Source organism: Providencia sp. Marseille-Q8014 (genome assembly GCF_965112055.1).
In genome coordinates, this window is sequence record NZ_CBCOPT010000001.1 from 3,940,040 (window position 1) to 3,961,502 (window position 21,463).

Consider the following 21,463-nt stretch of genomic DNA (forward strand, 5'->3'; position numbering starts at 1 on the left):
TAAAATGACGATTCATTTGCAGCTTAATTGATCTAGGTACTATAATTTGTTAACTAAATATTTATTTTATGAAACAGAGTTTTTAATTAGGGGGTCAAATGAGTTTTTTAAAAGAGTTTCGTGAATTTGCAATGAAGGGCAATGTTGTCGACATGGCTGTCGGTATCATTATTGGTGCAGCATTCGGTAAGATTGTTTCTTCATTAGTAGCTGATGTCATTATGCCCCCTCTCGGCTTATTAATTGGCGGGGTCGACTTTAAACAATTCAGTGTTATTTTAAGGGCGGCTGAAGGAGATATGCCTGCTGTTGTTCTTAATTATGGTATGTTTATTCAAACGGTATTTGATTTTGTTATTGTCGCATTTGCTATTTTCATGGCAATTAAAGTGATGAATAAAGTACGTCGCGAAAAAGAAGCAGAACCTGAAGCGCCACCGGCACCGAGTAAAGAAGAAGTTTTATTATCAGAAATTCGTGATTTATTAAAAGAACAAAATAAAAAGTAATAACTAAAAAGCCAGTGGTAATACGTAGAATAACTTATTACCACTGGCCTCCCAGTTACCATTTCTTTGATGTTTTCCTTTCCGAGTATAGCTTCCTTTTCCTTTCTTATTTTTTTCAACTCGTTGCCTAAATAATGGGTCGTGTAACAATGCTTCAATTGCATTATCTTTTATCTGACCACGTTTATGTTGATATTGGCTCATGGTATATACCTTCCTATAACAATAAAACTAAATGGTAATCAACTAATAGACTTTGGATGCACCCTTTTCAAGAATCTCCATTATCGAACAATATGTTGTTGCGTGTTCCTCGCCACAGCAAGCGGAGCTAAGCATCTTCAAAGAATCACGCATAATAATAAGTTCTTGGATCTTTTTTTCAACTTCAAACAGACGCAAATCAACAATTTTTTTTGACTCTTGGCATGTATGATGTTCAGGATCGACTCTTATCGATAAGAGCTCAGTAATCGCTTCCAAAGTAAAACCTAATTGCTTTGCATAACGGATGAAACGCAGCCGTTGCAGATCTTGATCCGTATACAAGCGATAACCGCCTTCAGTCCTAAGCTTATGCCCCATCAGGCCTTGCTTTTCATAAAAGCGGATCGTATCAGGGGTAACATCAGCAAGACGAGCAATTTGCCCTATTTTATACATATTCATGGGTACTCCACTTTAAATAAGGTCTAAATGGAATAAATCAAGGATGATGTTTAGTGGAAGATAGAATAGCAGGTACAAAAAAACCGGGCAAATATACCCGGTTTTTTTGATAGCAAACAGATTACTCTGCAGCTACTTCTTGAGACTCAACAGCACGGTCAACAAGCTCGATGTAAGCCATCGGAGCATTGTCACCAGTACGGAAGCCACACTTAAGAATACGAGTGTAACCGCCCGCACGCGCTGCAAAGCGAGGTCCCAATTCATTAAACAATTTTGCCACGATCTCGTTATCACGAGTACGGGCGAATGCCAGACGACGATTAGCTACGCTGTCGGTCTTGGCAAGAGTAATCAGCGGCTCAACGACGCGACGCAGTTCTTTCGCTTTAGGCAGAGTCGTCTTGATGATTTCATGACGAACTAAAGAACCTGCCATGTTACGGAACATAGCTTGGCGGTGGCTGCTGTTGCGGTTCAATTGACGACCACTCTTACGATGGCGCATGACCTTATCCTTCTCAGTAAAACCTTAACCTGTGATCCTAATCATCAGCAATACTTGCTGGTGGCCAATTTTCTAAGCGCATGCCCAGAGAAAGACCACGAGATGCCAAGACGTCCTTAATTTCAGTAAGAGATTTCTTACCAAGGTTAGGCGTTTTAAGCAACTCAACTTCAGTACGCTGTACCAGATCACCGATGTAGTGGATAGCTTCTGCTTTAAGGCAGTTAGCAGAGCGGACAGTCAATTCCAGATCGTCAACTGGGCGCAATAAGATAGGATCGAACTCTGGTTTCTCTTCTTTAACTTCAGGCTGACGAACATCACGTAAGTCAACAAAAGCTTCAAGTTGTTCAGCCAGGATAGTCGCTGCACGGCGAATCGCCTCTTCAGGATCGATTGTACCGTTAGTTTCCATTTCGATAACTAACTTATCCAAGTCAGTACGTTGCTCAACACGAGCTGCTTCAACATTGTAGGCAATACGCTCTACAGGGCTATAGCAAGCATCGACTAACAAACGACCAATTGGGCGCTCATCTTCTTCCGAATGTACTCGGGCAGAAGCCGGCACATAACCACGACCACGCTGAACTTTGATACGCATATTGATTGATGCGCTTTCGTCTGTCAGGTGGCAGATAACGTGCTGTGGCTTGACGATTTCGACATCGCCATCATGGACGATGTCGGCTGCAGTCACAGGGCCAATGCCAGATTTATTCAAGGTTAAAATAACTTCATCTTTCCCCTGAACTTTTACCGCCAGCCCTTTCAGGTTGAGGAGAATCTCCAGGATATCTTCCTGTACACCTTCTTTGGTGCTGTACTCATGCAGTACACCATCAATCTCAACCTCTGTCACCGCACAACCCGGCATAGACGAAAGCAGAATACGGCGCAGTGCGTTACCAAGAGTATGACCGAAGCCACGCTCTAAAGGCTCAAGGGTCACCTTGGCGTGCGTCGAACTCACTTGCTCGATATCTACCAGGCGCGGTTTTAGAAACTCTGTCACAGAACCCTGCATTGTGTCCTCTCTTTGGTGCTAAGCTTTACTTAGAGTAAAGCTCGACGATCAGGTGTTCGTTAATGTCCGCAGACAGGTCAGTACGTTCAGGAATACGTTTGAACACACCTTCCATTTTAGCAGCATCAACTTCCAGCCAAGTTGGCTTCTCACGCTGTTCAGCCAGCTCTAAAGCAGCCTTAATACGAGACTGTTTTTTCGCTTTCTCACGAACGCTGATAACGTCATTCGGGGAAACCTGATAAGAAGCGATATTAACTACTCGACCATTTACCATGATAGCCTTGTGGCTAACCATTTGACGTGCTTCTGCGCGAGTTGCGCCAAAGCCCATACGGTAAACGACGTTATCAAGACGGCCTTCCAGCAGAGTCAGCAGGTTTTCACCTGTGTTGCCTTTCAGACGTGTTGCTTCTTTGTAATAGTTACGGAATTGACGTTCTAGAACACCGTAAATACGACGAACTTTTTGTTTTTCACGTAACTGAACACCGTAGTCAGACAGACGCGGTTTACGCGCGCCGTGCTGGCCAGGTGCTTGTTCTAATTTACACTTGGTGTCAATCGCGCGAACACCAGACTTCAGGAAGAGGTCTGTTCCTTCGCGACGGCTCAGCTTGAGCTTAGGACCCAAATATCTAGCCATTTTCTTTCTCCAACAGTCCTAAAAACGAAACGTATTAAACGCGACGTTTTTTCGGTGGGCGACAACCGTTATGAGGGATAGGAGTCACATCAGTAATATTTGTGATGCGGAAACCTGCGGCGTTCAGAGCACGAATTGTTGATTCGCGACCCGGACCCGGTCCCTTAACCATAACTTCCAGGTTCTTGATACCGTATTCTTTCACGGCTTCTGCGCAACGCTCTGCTGCAACCTGAGCTGCAAACGGAGTGGATTTGCGAGAACCACGGAAACCGGAACCACCGGCAGTTGCCCAACCTAATGCGTTACCCTGACGATCAGTAATAGTAACGATTGTGTTGTTGAAAGAAGCATGGATATGAGCCACACCGTCTGAGACTTGTTTTCTTACACGTTTACGTGCACGAATTGGTGCCTTTGCCATTATTCAGTACCCCGACTTATTTCTTGATCGGCTTACGCGGACCCTTACGGGTACGAGCGTTAGTCTTAGTACGCTGTCCGCGCACAGGAAGACCACGACGATGACGTAAACCACGGTAACATCCAAGGTCCATCAGACGCTTGATGCTCAGGGTAATTTCACGACGTAGGTCACCTTCTACCACATACTTGGCAACTTCGTCACGCAGCTTGTCGATTTGTTCTTCAGACAGCTCACTGATCTTAACATTTTCAGCAATACCAGTTGCTTCACAGATAGCCTGTGAACGAGTTTTGCCGATTCCGAAAATCGATGTTAAAGCGATTACGGTATGTTTATGATCAGGAATGTTAATGCCTGCTATACGGGCCACTATGCACTCCTAAGTTAAAATATACATTACTGTGCTGAAAAGCCCGTTTTCAGGATACTCAAACAATAATGTATCTTCGATAAAAAAGATTGGCTGGCTAATTTAGCCAGCTCAACCCAACTTTGCAAGAAAAAAATGCTTTTTCTTAACCTTGACGTTGTTTATGTCTTGGTTCAACACTGCAAATTACACGAACGCTACCATTGCGACGGATAACTTTACAGTTACGGCATAATTTCTTGACGGAAGCACGAACTTTCATTTTTACTCTCCGTAACTTCTAAAGCAAACCATAATCACACTAAGTGATTACTTACCTTTAAGATTTGCTTTCTTCAATGCAGACTCATATTGACTTGACATCATGAGAGTTTGCACTTGAGCCATAAAGTCCATGATAACGACGACTACGATTAATAGGGAAGTACCACCAAAGTAAAAAGGTACTTTCATTGCGTCACGCATGAACTCCGGGATTAGGCAGATAAAGGTAATATAGAGCGCGCCAACTAAAGTTAGACGTGTCATTACCTTATCAATGTACTTGGCCGTTTGCTCTCCCGGACGAATTCCTGGTACAAATGCACCGGACTTCTTCAGGTTATCTGCCGTTTCTCTTGGGTTGAAAACCAACGCCGTATAGAAGAAACAGAAGAAGATGATCGCAGAAGCATAAAGCAACACATACAACGGTTGGCCTGGTTGTAAATACATCGAAATAGTCGTTAACCAGTCCCAACCAGTCCCATCACCGAACCAGGATGCTATTGTACCCGGGAACAGTATGATACTGGAAGCAAAAATTGCAGGAATTACACCCGCCATATTCACTTTTAGTGGTAAATGTGTGCTTTGTGCAGCATAAACACGGCGTCCTTGTTGGCGTTTCGCGTAGTTAACAACGATACGACGTTGACCACGCTCCATGAATACAACAAAGAAAGTTACCGCGAATACGAGCACTGCAACCAACAGCAACAGGAGGAAGTGCAGATCGCCTTGCCGAGCTTGCTCGATAGTATGGCCAATGGCCGGCGGTAGACCCGCAACGATACCAGCGAAGATAATGATTGAGATACCGTTACCAATACCTCTTTCAGTTATCTGCTCACCTAGCCACATCAAGAACATGGTTCCAGTAACTAAGCTAACAACAGCCGTGAAGTAGAACGGGAGACCCGGATCAATAACTAGCCCTTGCATCCCTGGCATATTCGGAAGACCCATCGCAATACCAACAGATTGGAATATTGCTAAAACCAAAGTACCCCAACGGGTATATTGGCTTATCTTCCGACGACCTGCTTCACCTTCTTTCTTAATCTCTGCTAATCGTGGGTTAACCACAGATAATAATTGGATAATAATTGACGCAGAAATATACGGCATAATACCCAAAGCAAAGATAGAAGCTCGGCTAAGAGCACCACCAGAGAACATGTTAAACATATCAATGATGGTGCCTTGTTGCTGTTCGAGCAATTTGGCAAGCACAGTGGCATCAATACCAGGGATTGGAATAAAAGAACCAATTCGGAAAACGATTAGTGCACCAATAACAAACAAAAGTCTGCGCTTCAGTTCACCAACTCCACCCTTGGCACTTTGAAAATCTAATCCTGGTTGTTTAGCCATCTGTCACTTATTCCTCAATTTTACCGCCGGCAGCTTCAATCGCAGCGCGAGCACCTTTAGTAACACGAAGGCCACGTACAGTAACTGCACGATTCACTTCGCCAGACAGAATAACTTTCGCATATTCAATCTGGATGCCAACAACATTCGCGGCTTTTAGTGCGTTCAGATCAATTACATCGCCTTCAACAGCAGCAAAATCAGACAGACGAATCTCTGCGGTGATCATTGCTTTACGTGAAGTAAAACCAAATTTTGGTAGACGACGGTATAAAGGCATCTGGCCACCTTCAAAACCACGACGTACGCCACCGCCAGAACGAGATTTCTGACCTTTGTGACCACGTCCGCCGGTTTTACCCAGACCAGAACCGATACCACGACCTAAGCGCTTAGGCGCGTGCTTGGCACCTTCAGCCGGAGACAGAGTATTTAAACGCATCTCTTACTCCTCAACTTTAACCATGTAGGAAACCAAGTTGACCATACCGCGAACAGCAGGAGTATCCTCACGTTCTACTGTATGACCAATGCGACGCAGACCTAAACCGACCAAAGTTGCCTTATGCTTAGGCAGACGACCGATTGAACTGCGAACTTGTGTAATTTTAATAGTCTTAGCCATGGCTGATTACCCCAGAATTTCTTCGACGGATTTTCCACGCTTAGCTGCGACCATTTCTGGAGACTTCATGCTGTCTAAAGCATCCAGTGTTGCACGAACCACGTTGATTGGGTTTGTGGAACCATAGGTTTTAGCCAGTACGTTGCGAACTCCAGCTACTTCTAAAACAGCACGCATTGCACCACCGGCAATGATACCGGTACCTTCGTGAGCAGGTTGCATAAACACGCGAGAACCGGTGTGTGTACCTTTCACAGGGTGGAACAGTGTGCCGTTGTTTAGAGCAACGGTTTTCATACTGCGACGGGCTTTTTCCATCGCTTTCTGGATTGCTGCCGGAACTTCGCGCGCTTTGCCGTAGCCAAAACCAACGCGACCGTTACCATCACCAACTACTGTTAGTGCTGTAAAGCTGAAAATACGGCCACCTTTAACGGTTTTTGCTACGCGGTTTACCGCGATCAGCTTTTCCTGCAGTTCACCAGCTTGTTTCTCGATGTGAGCCATCTTACACCTCTACCTTAGAACTGAAGGCCAGCTTCACGGGCAGCATCTGCCAGTGCCTGGACTCTACCATGATATTGGAAACCAGAACGGTCAAAAGCAACAACAGTGATGCCTTTTTCCAGTGCGCGCTCAGCAATAATTTTACCAACAACTGCTGCTGCGTCTTTGTTTCCAGTGAATTTCACTTGCTCATTGATAGCTTTTTCTGTAGTAGAAGCGGCCACCAAAGTTTCAGAACCGTTTGGAGCGATAACCTGCGCATAAATATGGCGTGGAGTACGGTGTACCACCAGGCGTGTCGCACCCAACTCTTGGATCTTGCGGCGTGCGCGGGTCGCACGACGGATACGAGCTGCTTTCTTATCCATAGTGTTACCTTACTTCTTCTTAGCCTCTTTAGTACGCACGATTTCATCGGCGTAACGAACACCCTTGCCTTTGTAAGGCTCAGGACGACGGTAAGCACGCAGTTCTGCCGCGACTTGACCAATCACTTGCTTATCAGCACCTTTCAGTACGATTTCAGTTTGTGTTGGACATTCTGCAGTAATGCCTGCTGGCAGTGCGTGTTCAACCGGATGCGAGAAACCTAAAGACAAGCTAACTGCATTGCCTTTGATTGCTGCACGGTAACCAACACCGACTAGTTGAAGTTTTTTAGTGAAGCCTTCAGTAACACCAACAACCATTGAGTTAAGCAAAGAACGAGAAGTACCCGCCTGTGCCCAAGCATCAGCAAAACCTTCGCGTGGTGCGAAAGTTAAGCGGCCATCTTCATGTTTAACTTCAACCGCATTATGGATAGTACGAGTAAGCTCGCCGTTTTTACCCTTAATCGAAATAACCTGACCGTTGAGTTTTACCTCTACGCCGGCAGGAATGACGACGGGTGCTTTTGCCACACGAGACATTCTTTCCTCCCGAATTAAGCTACGTAGCAGAGAATCTCGCCACCAAGACCAGCTTGGCGAGCTGCACGATCAGTCATGACACCTTTAGAGGTAGAAACAACAGCGATGCCTAGGCCAGCCATAACTTGTGGCAGCTCATCTTTTTTCTTATAGATGCGCAGACTTGGGCGGCTTACACGCTGAATGCTTTCTACAACAGCCTTACCTTGGAAATAACGCAGAGTCAGTTCCAATTCTGGCTTGATGTCGCCTTCAATTTTAAAATCTTCAATATAACCTTCTTCCTTCAGCACTTTGGCAATTGCCACTTTCAGCTTGGAGGAAGGCATGGTGACCGCAACTTTGTTCGCGGCCTGACCGTTACGGATACGGGTCAGCATATCCGCGATGGGATCTTGCATGCTCATCTGTCTTTACTCCCGTGATTCAATATGGTGACAATTACCAACTAGCCTTTTTAAGGCCCGGGATTTCACCGCGCATAGCGGCTTCACGGACTTTAATACGGCTCAGACCAAATTTCCGCAGGAAACCGTGCGGACGCCCAGTTTGACGGCAGCGGTTACGCTGACGAGAAGGACTTGAATCACGTGGCAGTGTTTGCAGCTTGAGAACAGCGTCCCAGCGATCTTCATCAGATGCTTTTACATCAGAGATGATAGCTTTCAGCTCAACGCGCTTTGCGAAGAACTTATCAGCTAATTTAGCACGCTTAACATCACGCGCTTTCATAGATTTCTTAGCCATGAGTACCCTGCCTTACTTGCGGAACGGGAAGTTGAACGCTGCTAACAGTGCGCGACCTTCATCATCTGATTTCGCAGTCGTGGTGATAGTAATATCTAAACCACGTACACGATCCACTTTATCGTAATCGATTTCAGGGAAGATGATTTGTTCACGTACACCCATGCTGTAGTTACCGCGACCATCAAATGACTTAGCGGACAAGCCACGGAAGTCACGAATACGTGGTACAGCAATAGAAATCAGTCGCTCAAGGAACTCCCACATGCGTTCGCCACGCAGAGTTACTTTACAGCCGATTGGATAGCCCTGACGGATTTTGAAGCCTGCAACAGATTTGCGTGCTTTGGTGATCAGTGGTTTTTGACCAGAGATTGCTGCTAAGTCAGCTGCTGCATTATCCAGCAGTTTCTTATCAGCGATCGCTTCACCAACACCCATGTTCAGGGTGATCTTCTCGACCCGAGGGACTTGCATGACAGAATTGTAACCAAACTGAGTCATCAGTTGTTTAGTTACTTCGTCTTTATAGTAATCATGCAGTTTCGCCATCGTATACTCCAAAAATTACTTGATAGTTTCACTGTTAGACTTGAAGAAACGGACTTTTTTACCGTCTTCAAATCTAAAGCCTACACGGTCAGCCTTACCGGTTGCCTTGTTAAAGATTGCAACGTTAGAAACTTGAATAGCCGCTTCTTTTTCAACGATGCCACCTGGTTGGTTCAGAGCCGGGACAGGCTTCTGATGTTTCTTAACCAGATTGATACCTTCAACGATAACTTTACCAGAAGAAATAACCTGTTTTACTTTACCGCGCTTACCTTTATCTTTACCAGTCAGCACGATAACTTCGTCATCACGACGGATTTTCGCTGCCATAGTTCCGCTCCTTAGAGTACTTCAGGTGCCAGTGAAATAATTTTCATAAACTTCTCTGTACGAAGTTCACGAGTTACCGGCCCAAAAATACGCGTACCGACTACCTGCTCGCTGTTATTGTTTAAAATAACGCATGCATTACTATCGAAGCGAATGACAGAACCGTCCGGGCGACGTACACCCTTCTTGGTGCGCACCACTACCGCCTTCAGGACATCACCTTTTTTCACTTTACCGCGTGGAATTGCTTCTTTAACAGTAATTTTAATGATGTCGCCGACGCCTGCGTAGCGACGGTGCGAGCCACCTAGAACCTTGATACACATTACGCGACGTGCACCGGAGTTGTCGGCCACGTTCAGCATAGTCTGTTCTTGGATCATTTTAGTGCTCCGCTAAATGTCAACTACTACTGAGCCACTTCATTATTGAAGAGACCGTTCAATATACCCCATAATACGAGGGCGCGGCATTATAACACCACATCTTCGTTATGGACAGAAAAAAATAAACGGCCCAGTAAAAAAAGAGCCGTTTATTTATCAGAAGAAGCTATTCTATTACAGAATTGCTTTTTCAACAACGCGAACTAAGGCCCAAGACTTAGTCTTAGACAGTGGACGAGTTTGGCGGATTTCTACCACGTCACCGATACCACATTCATTGTTCTCGTCATGTACGTGCAATTTAGTCGTACGACGGATGAATTTACCATACAGAGGGTGCTTCACCATACGCTCGATAGCAACAACGATGGATTTCTCCATTTTATCGCTAACTACACGACCTTGCAGAGTACGGATTTTATCGCTCATTACGCACCTGCCTTCTCAGTCAGTAAAGTCTTCACACGTGCGATATCGCGACGCACTTGTTTCAACAGATGAGACTGTTGTAGCTGACCGCTTGCAGCCTGCATACGTAAATTGAATTGTTCACGCAGCAGATTCAGCAGTTCAGAATTCAGCTCTTCAACGCTTTTTTCGCGCAGCTCTTGTGCTTTCATTACATCACCGTCTTAGTTACAAAGGTGGTTTTGATAGGCAGTTTCGCTGCTGCCAGAGAGAATGCTTCACGAGCCAGCTCTTCAGGCACACCGTCCATTTCATACAGGACTTTACCAGGCTGGATCAAAGCAACCCAATATTCTACGTTACCTTTACCTTTACCCATACGAACTTCGAGTGGCTTTTCAGTAATTGGCTTATCTGGGAACACACGGATCCAGATTTTACCTTGACGCTTAACTGCACGGGTCATAGCACGACGTGCCGCTTCGATCTGACGAGCAGTCAGACGACCACGGCCCACAGCTTTAAGACCGAAAGTGCCGAAGCTAACATCCGTACCTTGTGCCAGACCACGGTTGCGGCCTTTATGCACTTTACGGAATTTTGTACGCTTTGGTTGTAACATCAGCGACTCTCCTTACTTGCGGCCTTTACGCTGCTGCTTTTTAGGTTGAGCAGCTGGTTTCTCAGCTTGTTCAACAGCAGCCATACCACCCAGAATCTCACCTTTGAAGATCCATACCTTAACGCCGAGAACACCATAAGTAGTGTGCGCTTCTGAAGTGTTGTAATCGATATCAGCACGTAGAGTGTGCAGTGGCACACGGCCTTCACGATACCACTCGGTACGAGCGATTTCAGCACCGCCTAAACGGCCACTGACTTCAACTTTGATACCTTTAGCGCCCAGACGCATTGCGTTCTGTACAGCACGTTTCATAGCACGACGGAACATAACACGACGTTCCAGCTGTGAAGCGATGCTATCAGCAACCAATTTAGCGTCTAGTTCTGGTTTACGAACTTCGGCGATATTGATTTGCGCAGGAACACCAGCGATATCCGCTACTGTTTTACGCAGTTTTTCTACGTCTTCACCTTTCTTACCGATAACGATACCTGGGCGAGCAGTGTGAATAGTCACACGGATGCTTTTTGCAGGACGCTCGATAACGATGCGTGAAATTGACGCTTTTGCCAATTCTTTGTTCAAGTACTGGCGTACTTTATAATCGCTGTCTAGGTTGTCAGCGAATTCATTAGTATTCGCGTACCAAGTAGAGTTCCAAGGTTTGACAATACCCAGGCGAATACCATTAGGATGTACTTTCTGACCCATTGCTAGTCTCCAGAGTCTCAGCGATCGGACACAACCACAGTAATGTGGCTGGTGCGCTTAAGAATACGATCTGCACGGCCTTTCGCACGCGGCATGATGCGTTTCATGGTTGGACCTTCGTCTACGAAAATTTTCGCAACTTTCAGGTCATCAATGTCAGCGCCATCGTTTTGCTCTGCGTTAGCAATTGCAGATTCAAGTACTTTCTTCACTAAACCAGCAGCTTTCTTGTTGGTATAGGTCAGAATTTCCAGAGCTTGCGACACTTTCTTACCGCGAATAAGGTCTGCAACTAAGCGAACCTTCTGGGCAGAAGAACGAGCGTGGCGATGCATAGCTAAAGTTTCCATCTCTTCCTCCTATCCTTAACGTTTCTTAGCTTTCTTATCAGCCGCGTGGCCGCGATAAGTGCGAGTCGGTGCGAATTCACCCAGTTTGTGACCAACCATTTCGTCGGTTACGAAAACTGGAACATGCTGACGACCATTATGGACAGCGATGGTCAATCCGATCATATTAGGAAAGATCGTTGAACGACGGGACCAAGTCTTGAGAGGCTTCTTGTCTCCGCTTTCCACCGCTTTCTCTACCTTCTTCAGCAAGTGCAGGTCAATAAAAGGACCTTTCTTGAGAGAACGTGGCATGGCTTATCCTCTAATTATTTTTTAGAACGATGACGTACGATGAATTGATCAGTACGCTTGTTGCTACGAGTTTTCTTACCTTTGGTCTGAACGCCCCATGGTGTTACAGGGTGTTTACCAAAGTTACGACCTTCACCACCACCATGTGGGTGATCAACTGGGTTCATCGCCGTACCACGAACAGTAGGACGAATACCACGCCAGCGGCTAGCACCAGCTTTACCCAGAACACGTAACATATGTTCAGCGTTACCAACTTCACCTAAAGTTGCACGGCAATCAGCCAGAACTTTACGCATTTCACCAGAACGCAGACGTAGGGTGACATAAGCACCATCACGAGCAACGATCTGAGCGTAAGTACCTGCTGAACGCGCTAACTGACCACCTTTACCTGGTTTCAGTTCGATGTTGTGAACTGTAGAACCAACAGGGATGTTGCGCATAGGCAGTGCGTTACCCGCTTTGATTGCTGAATCAACACCAGATTGAATCTGGTCACCAGCTTTCAGGCCTTTAGGTGCAAGAATATAACGACGTTCACCGTCTTTATATAGAACCAGTGCAATGTTCGCAGAACGGTTTGGATCATATTCCAAACGCTCAACAACAGCAGGGATACCATCTTTGTTGCGTTTAAAGTCAACCAGACGATAATGTTGCTTATGGCCACCACCAATGTGACGAGTGGTGATACGGCCATTGTTGTTGCGACCACCGGATTTGCTGTTTTTCTCTAACAGCGGAGCATAAGGTTTACCCTTATGCAGCTCAGGGTTAACCACTTTAACTACGTGGCGACGGCCCGGAGACGTAGGTTTACATTTAACAATTGCCATTGTTCTTTACTCCTCCGACTTACTCTGCGCCGCCAATGAAGTCCAGATTCTGGCCTTCTTTCAGCGTAACGTAAGCTTTTTTCCAGTCGCTACGACGACCGAAACGCTGACCGTGGCGTTTAGTTTTGCCTTTAACCAGCAAAGTGTTAACACCTTCAACTTCGACTTCAAACAGTTTCTGCACAGCAGCTTTGATTTCTGCTTTAGTCGCGTCTTTCGCAACTTTGAGAACGATGGTATTGCTTTTTTCCATCGCTGTAGAAGCTTTTTCAGATACGTGCGGCGCGCGCAGTACTTTTAGCAGACGTTCTTCACGGATCATGCCAGCATCTCCTCAACTTGCTTCACAGCATCAGCAGTCATAACCACTTTGTCGAAGGCGATTAAGCTAACTGGGTCGATACCCGCTGCATCACGAACGTCAACCTTGTACAGGTTACGTGCTGCTAAGAACAGATTCTCATCTAATTCAGCAGTGATGATCAGCACATCTTCCAGAGCCATATCTTTCAGTTTTTGTGCGAGCAACTTAGTTTTAGGTGCTTCAACAGAAAACTTCTCGACAACGATCAGACGATCTTGACGTACCAGTTCAGACAGGATGCTTTTCAGAGCACCACGGTACATCTTCTTATTAACTTTTTGACTGTGGTCCTGTGGTTTAGCAGCAAAGCTAACACCACCAGAGCGCCAAATTGGGCTCTTGATAGAACCAGAACGTGCGCGGCCTGTGCCTTTTTGACGCCATGGTTTTTTACCTGAACCAGAAACTTCAGCACGAGTTTTCTGAGCACGAGTACCTTGACGAGCACCAGCTGCATACGCAACAACTACTTGGTGAACAAGCGCTTCATTGAAATCACGCCCGAAGGTAGTTTCGGAAACAGTCAGCGCGCTTTGCGCGTCTTTCATTACCAATTCCATTCCTATCTCCTCGACGTTAAGCCTTGACAGCCGGTTTTACGATCAGGTTGCTACCAGTTGCTCCTGGAACAGCACCTTTGACCAGCAGCAGGTTGCGCTCAGCGTCAACACGTACTACATCTAAGCTCTGAACGGTTACACGCTCATTACCCAGTTGGCCTGCCATTTTCTTGCCTTTAAACACTTTGCCCGGAGTCTGGTTCTGACCGATAGAACCCGGAACACGGTGTGACAAGGAGTTACCGTGAGTCGCATCTTGAGTACGGAAATTCCAGCGCTTAACTGTGCCGGCAAAACCTTTACCTTTAGATGTACCAGTAACGTCGACTTTTTTAACGTCAGCGAAAATTTCAACGCTAATGCTTTGACCTACGTTAAACTCTGCACCTTCTTCAGTACGGAATTCACGTAGAATACGGCCAGCTTCAACGCCAGCTTTAGCGAAATGACCTGCTTCAGGCTTAGATACACGGTTCGCTTTTTTGCTACCAGTAGTCACCTGAATTGCATTGTAACCGTCAGTTTCTGCAGTTTTAACCTGAGTAACACGGTTATTTTCGATTTCGATAACAGTTACAGGGATAGAAACGCCATCTTCAGTGAAGATACGAGTCATACCCACTTTCTTACCGACTAAACCAATCATTGTTTCAACCTCTCAATCGTTCGACGACCTGATTAACCCAGGCTGATCTGCACGTCTACGCCGGCAGCCAGGTCCAGACGCATCAGAGCATCAACGGTCTTCTCGGTTGGCTCAACGATGTCAACCAGACGTTTGTGAGTGCGAATTTCGTACTGATCACGCGCATCTTTGTTAACGTGCGGAGAAATCAGAACGGTAAAACGCTCTTTACGTGTCGGCAGCGGGATAGGACCACGAACTTGCGCACCAGTGCGCTTAGCAGTCTCTACGATTTCCGCAGTTGATTGATCAATTAAACGATGATCAAAGGCTTTCAGGCGGATACGGATTCTTTGGTTCTGCATGAGACCAGAGCTCCAACTATTTTATAAACGTAAATAATTACTCCTCGCACCCATTTCGATTGATGGGGGAGTGTAATCGTTCTTTGATGTAACCCCCAAATCGGGAGTATTGTCTAAATGAGCAACAAATCGTTGACTCAATACTGACCTTTAAAACCTAAAAAATTAGAGATTACTAATCAGTAAGCCCGCGCATTATACGCAACTGAATCTTAAACGCAAGTAATCGTGGAAAATATGTGCGAATTTTTCTGATTTTTATCCCCCTTCCCTCTTTGCCGATAATAAAAAATGCCCCATCGCACAGTAAGCAAATGAGGCATTTTTGGAAAATGCATAATGTGAAGTTTGATTACTCTTCGATGATTTGAGCTTGCGTATAGTTTTGAATCCCCATACGTTTAATTAAATCGAGCTGAGTCTCAATCCAGTCAATATGGTTCTCTTCATCTGCTAAGATTTCAATCATTAAGTCACGACTAACATAGTCATGGATGGAATCAGCATAACTGATCGCTTCTTTCAGATTTTTAGCACCATCTAATTCGAGTTTGAGATCTGAGGCCAACATTTCTTCAACATCTTCACCAATGTTCAATTTACCCAGATCTTGTAGGTTAGGTATTCCTTCAAGAAATAATATACGCTCAATATATTTATCTGCATGCTTCATTTCATCAATTGATTCATGGTATTCCACTTCGTTGAGGCGGGTTAATCCCCAATTTTTGAACATACGGGCATGAAGAAAATATTGATTAATTGCTACTAATTCATTGCCCAACAGTTTGTTTAAATGGGCTATCATTTTTTTATCGCCTTTCATTTTTAATCCTCCATCGCTTCCAGTCTTTAAAGTGTAGTACTGAAATTCGATGAATGAGTAATTTTATCTGCAAGATTTAAAATGAAAGTTACTTATTAATGAATGAGTTAAATGATTCTTATTTCGATTAAGCGACTTCAGCAATGTGTAGCTGGCCGATATGTATTAGCTCTTCATTCATAATTTCACGTGTTTGCCTAATACATTTGCCACACTCACGACCAATGGGAAGAATTTGGCGCAAACCTTTTAAGGATGCCACATGATGCTGACGTACGGCATTCCTAATTTGTTTGTCGGTAATAGCTTCACAAAGACATACGTACATAACAACTACCTGTATAAATCACATACAGGTAGTTTAAATAATAATGATTACCATTTCAATTATCATTATTGTTAATTTGCATTTCCCTCGCTAAGCGGTGAAGCCTCCATCAACCAGATATGAAGCACCTGTGACAAAAGAGGCTGCATCACTCGCTAAAAATGCAACAACATTAGCGACTTCTTCTGGCGTACCTATTCTTTTCATCGGATGAAGCTCTGCTAATTTCTGCTTATCTAAATGACGTCCATCTAACAAAGGAGTATCAATATAACCAGGACAAACGGCATTCACACGAATATTGTGGATCGCATAATCTATGGCTAATGTTTGCGTTAACAACTTTACTCCCCCTTTTGAGGCACAATATCCAGAAAATTCATGCTGACCAACAAAAGAGCAAATCGAACTACAGTTAACAATGGCTCCTTTTTGCTGATTTTCTAACCAATATTGAATCACTGCCTGATTGATCAAAAAAACACCATTCAAATTAACATCAATGAGACGCTTCCATTGCTCATACGCTAATTTATCCGCAGCACTATCAGTCAGAACCCCTGCATTTGCGAATAAAAAATCAATCGTGCCATATTCTTTCGCTACAAACTGTACCAATTGTTGGTTATCTTTTTCGCTAGCAGCATCCATTTGTATAAATTTTATCGGGTACCCTTTTTCCTGTAATTTCTTTTCAGCATTCTGACCACGAACTACGTTAGTCCCCGTTATCACAACTGATGCCCCTAGCGCTAAAAACTTTTTTGCCGCCGCTAAACCAATTCCACTATTACCGCCAGTAATGATACCGACCTTATTTTCAAACGAAATCATAGTTAGCTTCCTTATTTTGACATCAACTATTAAATAATAGGCGCTGTGTCTTATCTTTTTAGAAAGCACTCAGATTAATGTTTGTTCTGTGATCGATTTAACGCGTTGATATGTAATGAATAAATTAAAATATCACTCATTATTATAATATCTAGAGGAACAGTTTTATTTGTAATTGTTCGAAGTGAAATGAAAGTGAGAGAGTTAAAATAGGGAATAGAGCGCTGAAATGCAAAAGGGCATCTTAATGATGCCCTTTTTACTAAAGTGGGTTGTTATTATGCAATGATTTTTGCAACAACACCCGCACCTACAGTACGGCCACCTTCACGGATTGCGAAACGCAAACCGTCATCCATCGCGATTGGGTGGATCAGGGTAACTTTCATGTTGATGTTGTCACCTGGCATTACCATCTCTACGCCTTCTGGCAGTTCGATAGTACCGGTTACGTCAGTTGTACGGAAGTAGAACTGTGGACGGTAGCCTTTGAAGAATGGAGTGTGACGACCACCTTCATCTTTGCTCAGGATATAAACTTCTGATTCGAAAGTAGTGTGTGGCTTGATTGAACCTGGTTTCGCCAGAACTTGACCACGTTCGATTTCTTCACGCTTAGTACCACGCAGAAGAACACCAACGTTCTCACCTGCACGACCTTCGTCTAGAAGCTTACGGAACATTTCAACACCAGTACAAGTGGTTTTCGCGGTCTCTTTGATACCAACGATTTCAACTTCTTCACCCACTTTGATGATACCACGCTCAACACGGCCTGTTACTACAGTACCACGACCAGAGATTGAGAATACGTCTTCGATTGGCAGCAGGAATGGCTTGTCAATTGCACGCTCTGGCTCTGGAATGTAGCTGTCCAGTGCTTCTGCTAATTCAACAATTTTCGCTTCCCACTCTGGGTTGCCTTCCAGCGCTTTCAGAGCTGAACCACGGATAACTGGTGTGTCATCGCCTGGGAAATCGTACTGAGACAGAAGCTCACGAACTTCCATTTCAACCAGCTCTAACAGCTCTTCGTCGTCTACCATGTCACATTTGTTCAGGAAAACGATGATGTAAGGAACACCAACCTGACGACCTAACAGGATGTGCTCACGAGTTTGTGGCATTGGGCCATCAGTTGCAGCAACAACCAGGATTGCACCATCCATCTGCGCAGCACCGGTGATCATGTTTTTAACATAGTCGGCGTGTCCTGGGCAGTCTACGTGTGCGTAGTGGCGAGTTGGTGTATCGTACTCTACGTGAGAAGTAGAGATGGTGATACCACGCGCTTTTTCTTCTGGTGCATTATCGATTTGATCGAATGCACGAGCGCTACCGCCGTAAGTTTTTGCCAGAACAGTAGTGATTGCTGCTGTCAGGGTAGTTTTACCGTGGTCAACGTGGCCGATTGTACCAACGTTAACGTGCGGTTTTGAACGTTCAAATTTTTCTTTAGACATTAGATTGTCCCTCTAAGACACGGAATCGGTGGCTACACCACATCAACCAAGCAGTTAAGATTCTATTTGCTTGCTTTTTACAGGAGACAAATCAGGGAGATATTTGAGAACATAAGGGAAGTGGTGCTGATAGGCAGATTCGAACTGCCGACCTCACCCTTACCAAGGGTGTGCTCTACCAACTGAGCCATATCAGCACATCTTGGAGCGGGCAGCGGGAATCGAACCCGCATCATCAGCTTGGAAGGCTGAGGTAATAGCCATTATACGATGCCCGCAATGAACTCGGCTACCTGAGTTATCAGCTGCTAAACTGTTCCTTAAAGTTTCCTCTTGGGAAGCTTCTTGGAGATGGTGGTGGGAGAAGGATTCGAACCTTCGAAGTCGATGACGGCAGATTTACAGTCTGCTCCCTTTGGCCGCTTGGGTATCCCACCTATCCAAATTGTTAATTGGTGCCGGCACCAAGAGTCGAACTCGGGACCTACTGATTACAAGTCAGTTGCTCTACCAACTGAGCTATGCCGGCATCAAGTGCTGCGCATTCTAGGAAGAGTGAGCGCGACTTGCAACAAAAAAATTTAATTTTTTGTTCGCTTGCTCACATTTTATTCGTTTTTTGTGATTTTGATGCTTTTTTCGCTACATTCAGCTTAAAACATCTACAGCGAATTGCTACTATAATCTAGGATTATTTAATCAGTAAAGTGTCTTTGCACCATAAAAAAATGGTGAACTCATTTTTTAAAATTAAAAATGACGTTTTTTGTCTGTTTAGAGACCATGTCTATCGCTGTTTTTTTCAGCAGTTAATGATATTTTTACAGCCTCCGTCAAAAAAAATTCACATAAAACATAAAAAGTTCTACGCCTACTATCTTTCACTCGCTATGATGCAACTTAATTTTACGGATACGGGTGTTTAGGCAACCTGTCCAACCTGCATAGAATAGGCAGATGTTGGTTTATGAAACAGACAGAGAATTTAATTACTACACCATACTTAGAGTTTGATCGAGAACATTGGGCTACATTACGTGATTCAGTGCCATTAACATTAACACCAAGTGAGCTTTCTGAGCTGAAAGGCATTAATGAAGAACTCTCCATGGAAGATGTTATTGAGATCTATCTACCATTGTCTCGTTTACTCAATTTCTATATTAGCTCTAATTTACGTCGCCAAGCTGTGTTAGAACAATTTCTTGGTACCAATGGCGCTAAGGTTCCATACATTATAGGGATTGCTGGAAGTGTTGCTGTCGGTAAAAGCACGACGGCTCGCTTATTACAGGCGCTGTTGACTCGCTGGCCTGAGCATCGAAAAGTTGATTTAATCACAACGGATGGTTTTTTATATCCGAACCAAGTTTTAAAAGATCGTAATATCATGAAGAAAAAAGGTTTCCCTCAATCTTATGATATGCGTAGGTTGGTTAACTTTGTCTCACAAATAAAGTCAGGCGCCCGCAATGTTGTTGCACCAGTATACTCGCACCTCACTTATGACATCGTTCCCGACCAACAACAAGTCATTGATCAACCTGATATATTGATTTTAGAAGGCTTGAACGTGTTACAAAGCGATATGGACTACCCACATGACCCTCACCATGTGTTTGTATCCGATTTTGTTGACTTCTCTATCTATGTCGATGCGAACCCTGAACTATTAAAACAGTGGTATGTGGGGAGATTCTTAAAATTTCGCCAAGGCGCATTCTCAGATCCTGATTCTTATTTTCACAATTACTCTAAATTGAGTGAAGAAGAAGCCGTTAATATCGCTGGCGCTATTTGGGATGAAATTAATGGACTCAATCTCAAAGAAAATATTTTGCCGACAAAAGAACGTGCTAGCCTCATCATGACTAAGGGTGAAAACCATTCCATTCAGAGTGTTCGGTTAAGAAAATAATAACAGCAAGCCGGCTAAAAACCGGCTGTTATTTATTCACTGATAATTTCCAACGGCATTTAAAATACGCTGTTCGTATCATTACTGGAGGCCAAATACCAATGTAGTACCGTGGGCGTTATCGCTCGACAGATAGCCTACACCGATTTTCATTTTCATATCATAACCATAAATTTTCAGCGGTGTTTCAACTGCAACTTCAGTACTGTTAATAAATCCAAAAGATAAGTCACGATAACCTTTACCATAAAAACCGCCAATTCGATTGGACAGCAATAGGTCAAAATCCTTTTCCATAATATTCAAGGCATCCGAAACTAAATAACTTGCTCCGGTTGACCATGTTCCTGCATTATCATCAACTTTAACGCCGCTTTTATTATTATCAATACCGGTTAACACCATATATGAAATGCGACTATGGAATGTGAGCTCATCATTATTATCAAAGGCTTTTTTAAATTTCGCACCGATTTCAGGCGCAAAATGTAAGGTATTAACATCCCAATCAAGTAGCCCATTATCGGTGAGGCCCTCTTTTACTTCTTGACTTCCTCGAACCTTAGAATTATTCACCATTTTTGAATAACCTAAATCAACCGCCCCTTCTAGGGTTACATATTGATTTAATTTGTAATCCACTTTTGGGGTAACCATTACATTGAATATATCCCAGCGCCCATAATAAATATCGTTATCGTCATTGATACTAATCGGGTCTAAGCGAACTTTAAGATAACTTCCTTTTAGTCCGAGAGAGAATGCATAATCTTCATACTGATACAAATTTTCAAATACATATGGCAAAATATATTTGTTGTAATCAACCCCTTCAGAATGCAGCGTAGATGCGCTGATATCATTGCTTGATGATAAGGTTAAAAGTTTAGAGTATCCGGAAGTTAAGTCATCAGCATAAGTTAAATTTGCATTATGTACTAGCACTAAAAATAAAGCTGTTTGTTGTATTCTTCTCATCATGTTCGCATTAACTGTATGATTTAAATAATTTATAATAAGTGTAGATTATTAATTATTTATTTCTAACAATAAAATATTGTCGCCCTTAATAATATTTTTTCTGTTTTACTCGATATCAACTGA

37 protein-coding genes and 4 tRNA genes are annotated in these 21,463 nt (G+C 44.0%); 2 read left to right on the forward strand and 39 right to left on the reverse strand.

Annotation, left to right across the window (positions count from 1 at the left end):
* The first annotated feature begins 98 nt into the window (after positions 1–98).
* Positions 99–509 (forward strand): large-conductance mechanosensitive channel protein MscL, encoded by a 411-nt coding sequence (gene mscL, locus ACWPW6_RS17580; RefSeq protein WP_154624951.1) that lies wholly within the window; start codon positions 99–101, stop codon positions 507–509.
* A gap of 3 nt (positions 510–512) precedes the next feature.
* On the opposite strand, the gene ACWPW6_RS17585 is transcribed toward mscL, so the two are convergent.
* From ACWPW6_RS17585 to ACWPW6_RS17770, 38 genes are all read right to left on the reverse strand, one after another.
* Positions 513–713: an alternative ribosome-rescue factor A gene (locus tag ACWPW6_RS17585; protein ID WP_167520927.1), complete on the reverse strand. Its 201-nt coding sequence runs from the start codon at positions 711–713 to the stop codon at positions 513–515.
* 42 nt (positions 714–755) lie between these two features.
* On the reverse strand, positions 756–1,172 hold the full coding sequence (gene zntR / locus ACWPW6_RS17590; RefSeq protein WP_154624961.1) for a Zn(2+)-responsive transcriptional regulator: 417 nt from the start codon (positions 1,170–1,172) through the stop codon (positions 756–758).
* Positions 1,173–1,299: 127 nt separating this feature from the next.
* Entirely contained in the window at positions 1,300–1,686 is a 387-nt protein-coding gene (gene rplQ, locus ACWPW6_RS17595) for a 50S ribosomal protein L17 (protein WP_154624952.1), read from the reverse strand.
* A 37-nt stretch (positions 1,687–1,723) separates the two neighbouring features.
* On the reverse strand, positions 1,724–2,713 hold the full coding sequence (locus ACWPW6_RS17600) for a DNA-directed RNA polymerase subunit alpha (RefSeq protein WP_004926425.1): 990 nt from the start codon (positions 2,711–2,713) through the stop codon (positions 1,724–1,726).
* 25 nt (positions 2,714–2,738) lie between these two features.
* The gene (gene rpsD, locus ACWPW6_RS17605) at positions 2,739–3,359 is read right to left on the reverse strand and encodes a 30S ribosomal protein S4 (protein WP_004265487.1); all 621 of its coding nucleotides are present in this window, start codon (positions 3,357–3,359) and stop codon (positions 2,739–2,741) included.
* 34 nt (positions 3,360–3,393) lie between these two features.
* Positions 3,394–3,783, reverse strand: coding sequence for a 30S ribosomal protein S11 (gene rpsK, locus ACWPW6_RS17610; RefSeq protein ID WP_002919257.1), 390 nt, complete (start codon positions 3,781–3,783; stop codon positions 3,394–3,396).
* A gap of 16 nt (positions 3,784–3,799) precedes the next feature.
* The gene (rpsM, locus tag ACWPW6_RS17615) at positions 3,800–4,156 is read right to left on the reverse strand and encodes a 30S ribosomal protein S13 (RefSeq protein ID WP_004907144.1); all 357 of its coding nucleotides are present in this window, start codon (positions 4,154–4,156) and stop codon (positions 3,800–3,802) included.
* Between the two features lie 145 nt (positions 4,157–4,301).
* On the reverse strand, positions 4,302–4,418 hold the full coding sequence (gene rpmJ, locus ACWPW6_RS17620) for a 50S ribosomal protein L36 (protein WP_071548716.1): 117 nt from the start codon (positions 4,416–4,418) through the stop codon (positions 4,302–4,304).
* Between the two features lie 47 nt (positions 4,419–4,465).
* Complete coding sequence (gene secY, locus ACWPW6_RS17625; protein WP_070928787.1) at positions 4,466–5,791, reverse strand: preprotein translocase subunit SecY; 1,326 nt, start codon at positions 5,789–5,791, stop codon at positions 4,466–4,468.
* A gap of 7 nt (positions 5,792–5,798) precedes the next feature.
* Positions 5,799–6,233, reverse strand: coding sequence for a 50S ribosomal protein L15 (gene rplO, locus ACWPW6_RS17630; RefSeq protein ID WP_070928788.1), 435 nt, complete (start codon positions 6,231–6,233; stop codon positions 5,799–5,801).
* Between the two features lie 3 nt (positions 6,234–6,236).
* On the reverse strand, positions 6,237–6,416 hold the full coding sequence (gene rpmD, locus ACWPW6_RS17635; protein WP_004265475.1) for a 50S ribosomal protein L30: 180 nt from the start codon (positions 6,414–6,416) through the stop codon (positions 6,237–6,239).
* Between the two features lie 6 nt (positions 6,417–6,422).
* Entirely contained in the window at positions 6,423–6,923 is a 501-nt protein-coding gene (rpsE, locus tag ACWPW6_RS17640) for a 30S ribosomal protein S5 (protein WP_004265471.1), read from the reverse strand.
* Positions 6,924–6,937: 14 nt separating this feature from the next.
* Positions 6,938–7,291: a 50S ribosomal protein L18 gene (rplR, locus tag ACWPW6_RS17645; protein ID WP_070928789.1), complete on the reverse strand. Its 354-nt coding sequence runs from the start codon at positions 7,289–7,291 to the stop codon at positions 6,938–6,940.
* Positions 7,292–7,300: 9 nt separating this feature from the next.
* A complete protein-coding gene (gene rplF / locus ACWPW6_RS17650; RefSeq protein WP_154624953.1) occupies positions 7,301–7,834 on the reverse strand; it encodes a 50S ribosomal protein L6 in 534 nt (177 codons plus the stop codon).
* 14 nt (positions 7,835–7,848) lie between these two features.
* Positions 7,849–8,241 carry a 30S ribosomal protein S8 gene (rpsH, locus tag ACWPW6_RS17655; protein ID WP_004907134.1) on the reverse strand — a complete coding sequence of 131 codons (393 nt, stop codon included), beginning with the start codon at positions 8,239–8,241 and terminating at the stop codon, positions 7,849–7,851.
* Between the two features lie 34 nt (positions 8,242–8,275).
* Positions 8,276–8,581, reverse strand: a complete 306-nt coding sequence (gene rpsN / locus ACWPW6_RS17660) for a 30S ribosomal protein S14 (protein ID WP_154624954.1) — start codon at positions 8,579–8,581, stop codon at positions 8,276–8,278.
* Between the two features lie 12 nt (positions 8,582–8,593).
* Positions 8,594–9,133 carry a 50S ribosomal protein L5 gene (rplE, locus tag ACWPW6_RS17665; protein ID WP_070928791.1) on the reverse strand — a complete coding sequence of 180 codons (540 nt, stop codon included), beginning with the start codon at positions 9,131–9,133 and terminating at the stop codon, positions 8,594–8,596.
* Positions 9,134–9,148: 15 nt separating this feature from the next.
* Positions 9,149–9,463: a 50S ribosomal protein L24 gene (gene rplX, locus ACWPW6_RS17670; protein ID WP_154624955.1), complete on the reverse strand. Its 315-nt coding sequence runs from the start codon at positions 9,461–9,463 to the stop codon at positions 9,149–9,151.
* An 11-nt stretch (positions 9,464–9,474) separates the two neighbouring features.
* Complete coding sequence (gene rplN / locus ACWPW6_RS17675) at positions 9,475–9,846, reverse strand: 50S ribosomal protein L14 (RefSeq protein WP_004926446.1); 372 nt, start codon at positions 9,844–9,846, stop codon at positions 9,475–9,477.
* Between the two features lie 177 nt (positions 9,847–10,023).
* On the reverse strand, positions 10,024–10,278 hold the full coding sequence (rpsQ, locus tag ACWPW6_RS17680; RefSeq protein WP_154624956.1) for a 30S ribosomal protein S17: 255 nt from the start codon (positions 10,276–10,278) through the stop codon (positions 10,024–10,026).
* Positions 10,278–10,469, reverse strand: a complete 192-nt coding sequence (rpmC, locus tag ACWPW6_RS17685; protein WP_008913885.1) for a 50S ribosomal protein L29 — start codon at positions 10,467–10,469, stop codon at positions 10,278–10,280. The genes rpsQ and rpmC overlap by 1 nt, the downstream gene beginning before the upstream one ends.
* On the reverse strand, positions 10,469–10,879 hold the full coding sequence (rplP, locus tag ACWPW6_RS17690; protein WP_004926449.1) for a 50S ribosomal protein L16: 411 nt from the start codon (positions 10,877–10,879) through the stop codon (positions 10,469–10,471). Before rplP ends, rpmC begins: the two co-directional genes overlap by 1 nt.
* 12 nt (positions 10,880–10,891) lie before the next feature.
* The gene (gene rpsC / locus ACWPW6_RS17695) at positions 10,892–11,593 is read right to left on the reverse strand and encodes a 30S ribosomal protein S3 (protein WP_004926451.1); all 702 of its coding nucleotides are present in this window, start codon (positions 11,591–11,593) and stop codon (positions 10,892–10,894) included.
* Between the two features lie 17 nt (positions 11,594–11,610).
* On the reverse strand, positions 11,611–11,943 hold the full coding sequence (gene rplV / locus ACWPW6_RS17700; protein ID WP_004265430.1) for a 50S ribosomal protein L22: 333 nt from the start codon (positions 11,941–11,943) through the stop codon (positions 11,611–11,613).
* Positions 11,944–11,958: 15 nt separating this feature from the next.
* Positions 11,959–12,237, reverse strand: a complete 279-nt coding sequence (gene rpsS / locus ACWPW6_RS17705; protein WP_004265426.1) for a 30S ribosomal protein S19 — start codon at positions 12,235–12,237, stop codon at positions 11,959–11,961.
* 14 nt (positions 12,238–12,251) lie between these two features.
* Positions 12,252–13,076: a 50S ribosomal protein L2 gene (rplB, locus tag ACWPW6_RS17710; RefSeq protein WP_070928794.1), complete on the reverse strand. Its 825-nt coding sequence runs from the start codon at positions 13,074–13,076 to the stop codon at positions 12,252–12,254.
* 19 nt (positions 13,077–13,095) lie between these two features.
* Positions 13,096–13,398: a 50S ribosomal protein L23 gene (gene rplW / locus ACWPW6_RS17715; protein ID WP_004926456.1), complete on the reverse strand. Its 303-nt coding sequence runs from the start codon at positions 13,396–13,398 to the stop codon at positions 13,096–13,098.
* Complete coding sequence (rplD, locus tag ACWPW6_RS17720) at positions 13,395–14,000, reverse strand: 50S ribosomal protein L4 (protein WP_004926458.1); 606 nt, start codon at positions 13,998–14,000, stop codon at positions 13,395–13,397. Before rplD ends, rplW begins: the two co-directional genes overlap by 4 nt.
* A gap of 16 nt (positions 14,001–14,016) precedes the next feature.
* The gene (rplC, locus tag ACWPW6_RS17725) at positions 14,017–14,646 is read right to left on the reverse strand and encodes a 50S ribosomal protein L3 (RefSeq protein ID WP_154624957.1); all 630 of its coding nucleotides are present in this window, start codon (positions 14,644–14,646) and stop codon (positions 14,017–14,019) included.
* 32 nt (positions 14,647–14,678) lie between these two features.
* The gene (gene rpsJ / locus ACWPW6_RS17730) at positions 14,679–14,990 is read right to left on the reverse strand and encodes a 30S ribosomal protein S10 (protein ID WP_001181005.1); all 312 of its coding nucleotides are present in this window, start codon (positions 14,988–14,990) and stop codon (positions 14,679–14,681) included.
* Between the two features lie 352 nt (positions 14,991–15,342).
* Complete coding sequence (gene bfr / locus ACWPW6_RS17735) at positions 15,343–15,816, reverse strand: bacterioferritin (protein WP_154624958.1); 474 nt, start codon at positions 15,814–15,816, stop codon at positions 15,343–15,345.
* Between the two features lie 127 nt (positions 15,817–15,943).
* Positions 15,944–16,144, reverse strand: coding sequence for a bacterioferritin-associated ferredoxin (gene bfd, locus ACWPW6_RS17740; protein ID WP_154624959.1), 201 nt, complete (start codon positions 16,142–16,144; stop codon positions 15,944–15,946).
* A gap of 90 nt (positions 16,145–16,234) precedes the next feature.
* Entirely contained in the window at positions 16,235–16,978 is a 744-nt protein-coding gene (locus ACWPW6_RS17745; protein WP_249999484.1) for an SDR family NAD(P)-dependent oxidoreductase, read from the reverse strand.
* A 278-nt stretch (positions 16,979–17,256) separates the two neighbouring features.
* Positions 17,257–18,441: an elongation factor Tu gene (tuf, locus tag ACWPW6_RS17750; RefSeq protein WP_154624778.1), complete on the reverse strand. Its 1,185-nt coding sequence runs from the start codon at positions 18,439–18,441 to the stop codon at positions 17,257–17,259.
* A 121-nt stretch (positions 18,442–18,562) separates the two neighbouring features.
* Positions 18,563–18,638, reverse strand: a tRNA-Thr gene (locus ACWPW6_RS17755).
* Between the two features lie 6 nt (positions 18,639–18,644).
* A tRNA-Gly gene (locus ACWPW6_RS17760) sits at positions 18,645–18,719 on the reverse strand.
* 74 nt (positions 18,720–18,793) lie between these two features.
* A tRNA-Tyr gene (locus tag ACWPW6_RS17765) sits at positions 18,794–18,878 on the reverse strand.
* A 16-nt stretch (positions 18,879–18,894) separates the two neighbouring features.
* Positions 18,895–18,970: transfer RNA gene (locus tag ACWPW6_RS17770), tRNA-Thr, on the reverse strand.
* Between the two features lie 438 nt (positions 18,971–19,408).
* Here ACWPW6_RS17770 and coaA point away from each other — a divergent pair.
* Positions 19,409–20,359 (forward strand): type I pantothenate kinase, encoded by a 951-nt coding sequence (gene coaA / locus ACWPW6_RS17775; RefSeq protein ID WP_154624779.1) that lies wholly within the window; start codon positions 19,409–19,411, stop codon positions 20,357–20,359.
* Between the two features lie 81 nt (positions 20,360–20,440).
* Here coaA and ACWPW6_RS17780 read toward each other — a convergent pair whose 3' ends face one another.
* Complete coding sequence (locus ACWPW6_RS17780) at positions 20,441–21,340, reverse strand: hypothetical protein (RefSeq protein WP_196714230.1); 900 nt, start codon at positions 21,338–21,340, stop codon at positions 20,441–20,443.
* Between the last annotated feature and the right edge of the window lie 123 nt (positions 21,341–21,463).

Coding starts and splice junctions, on each gene's coding strand:
- tuf (WP_154624778.1), bottom strand. CDS start 18,441: ATGTCTAAAGAAAAATTTGAACGTTCAAAACCGCACGTTAACGTTGGT.
- rplF (WP_154624953.1), bottom strand. CDS start 7,834: ATGTCTCGTGTGGCAAAAGCACCCGTCGTCATTCCTGCCGGCGTAGAG.
- rplW (WP_004926456.1), bottom strand. CDS start 13,398: ATGATCCGTGAAGAACGTCTGCTAAAAGTACTGCGCGCGCCGCACGTA.
- rplO (WP_070928788.1), bottom strand. CDS start 6,233: ATGCGTTTAAATACTCTGTCTCCGGCTGAAGGTGCCAAGCACGCGCCT.
- rplQ (WP_154624952.1), bottom strand. CDS start 1,686: ATGCGCCATCGTAAGAGTGGTCGTCAATTGAACCGCAACAGCAGCCAC.
- rpmD (WP_004265475.1), bottom strand. CDS start 6,416: ATGGCTAAGACTATTAAAATTACACAAGTTCGCAGTTCAATCGGTCGT.
- rplC (WP_154624957.1), bottom strand. CDS start 14,646: ATGATTGGTTTAGTCGGTAAGAAAGTGGGTATGACTCGTATCTTCACT.
- rplN (WP_004926446.1), bottom strand. CDS start 9,846: ATGATCCAAGAACAGACTATGCTGAACGTGGCCGACAACTCCGGTGCA.
- ACWPW6_RS17745 (WP_249999484.1), bottom strand. CDS start 16,978: ATGATTTCGTTTGAAAATAAGGTCGGTATCATTACTGGCGGTAATAGT.
- rpsH (WP_004907134.1), bottom strand. CDS start 8,241: ATGAGCATGCAAGATCCCATCGCGGATATGCTGACCCGTATCCGTAAC.
- mscL (WP_154624951.1), top strand. CDS start 99: ATGAGTTTTTTAAAAGAGTTTCGTGAATTTGCAATGAAGGGCAATGTT.
- rpsD (WP_004265487.1), bottom strand. CDS start 3,359: ATGGCTAGATATTTGGGTCCTAAGCTCAAGCTGAGCCGTCGCGAAGGA.
- rpsK (WP_002919257.1), bottom strand. CDS start 3,783: ATGGCAAAGGCACCAATTCGTGCACGTAAACGTGTAAGAAAACAAGTC.
- rpsS (WP_004265426.1), bottom strand. CDS start 12,237: ATGCCACGTTCTCTCAAGAAAGGTCCTTTTATTGACCTGCACTTGCTG.
- coaA (WP_154624779.1), top strand. CDS start 19,409: ATGAAACAGACAGAGAATTTAATTACTACACCATACTTAGAGTTTGAT.
- rplD (WP_004926458.1), bottom strand. CDS start 14,000: ATGGAATTGGTAATGAAAGACGCGCAAAGCGCGCTGACTGTTTCCGAA.
- zntR (WP_154624961.1), bottom strand. CDS start 1,172: ATGTATAAAATAGGGCAAATTGCTCGTCTTGCTGATGTTACCCCTGAT.
- secY (WP_070928787.1), bottom strand. CDS start 5,791: ATGGCTAAACAACCAGGATTAGATTTTCAAAGTGCCAAGGGTGGAGTT.
- rplE (WP_070928791.1), bottom strand. CDS start 9,133: ATGGCGAAACTGCATGATTACTATAAAGACGAAGTAACTAAACAACTG.
- bfr (WP_154624958.1), bottom strand. CDS start 15,816: ATGAAAGGCGATAAAAAAATGATAGCCCATTTAAACAAACTGTTGGGC.
- rplB (WP_070928794.1), bottom strand. CDS start 13,076: ATGGCAATTGTTAAATGTAAACCTACGTCTCCGGGCCGTCGCCACGTA.
- rpsC (WP_004926451.1), bottom strand. CDS start 11,593: ATGGGTCAGAAAGTACATCCTAATGGTATTCGCCTGGGTATTGTCAAA.
- rplX (WP_154624955.1), bottom strand. CDS start 9,463: ATGGCAGCGAAAATCCGTCGTGATGACGAAGTTATCGTGCTGACTGGT.
- rplV (WP_004265430.1), bottom strand. CDS start 11,943: ATGGAAACTTTAGCTATGCATCGCCACGCTCGTTCTTCTGCCCAGAAG.
- rpmJ (WP_071548716.1), bottom strand. CDS start 4,418: ATGAAAGTTCGTGCTTCCGTCAAGAAATTATGCCGTAACTGTAAAGTT.
- ACWPW6_RS17585 (WP_167520927.1), bottom strand. CDS start 713: ATGAGCCAATATCAACATAAACGTGGTCAGATAAAAGATAATGCAATT.
- rpsN (WP_154624954.1), bottom strand. CDS start 8,581: ATGGCTAAGAAATCTATGAAAGCGCGTGATGTTAAGCGTGCTAAATTA.
- rpsQ (WP_154624956.1), bottom strand. CDS start 10,278: ATGAGCGATAAAATCCGTACTCTGCAAGGTCGTGTAGTTAGCGATAAA.
- rpsE (WP_004265471.1), bottom strand. CDS start 6,923: ATGGCTCACATCGAGAAACAAGCTGGTGAACTGCAGGAAAAGCTGATC.
- rplR (WP_070928789.1), bottom strand. CDS start 7,291: ATGGATAAGAAAGCAGCTCGTATCCGTCGTGCGACCCGCGCACGCCGC.
- ACWPW6_RS17600 (WP_004926425.1), bottom strand. CDS start 2,713: ATGCAGGGTTCTGTGACAGAGTTTCTAAAACCGCGCCTGGTAGATATC.
- bfd (WP_154624959.1), bottom strand. CDS start 16,144: ATGTACGTATGTCTTTGTGAAGCTATTACCGACAAACAAATTAGGAAT.
- rplP (WP_004926449.1), bottom strand. CDS start 10,879: ATGTTACAACCAAAGCGTACAAAATTCCGTAAAGTGCATAAAGGCCGC.
- rpmC (WP_008913885.1), bottom strand. CDS start 10,469: ATGAAAGCACAAGAGCTGCGCGAAAAAAGCGTTGAAGAGCTGAATTCT.
- ACWPW6_RS17780 (WP_196714230.1), bottom strand. CDS start 21,340: ATGATGAGAAGAATACAACAAACAGCTTTATTTTTAGTGCTAGTACAT.
- rpsJ (WP_001181005.1), bottom strand. CDS start 14,990: ATGCAGAACCAAAGAATCCGTATCCGCCTGAAAGCCTTTGATCATCGT.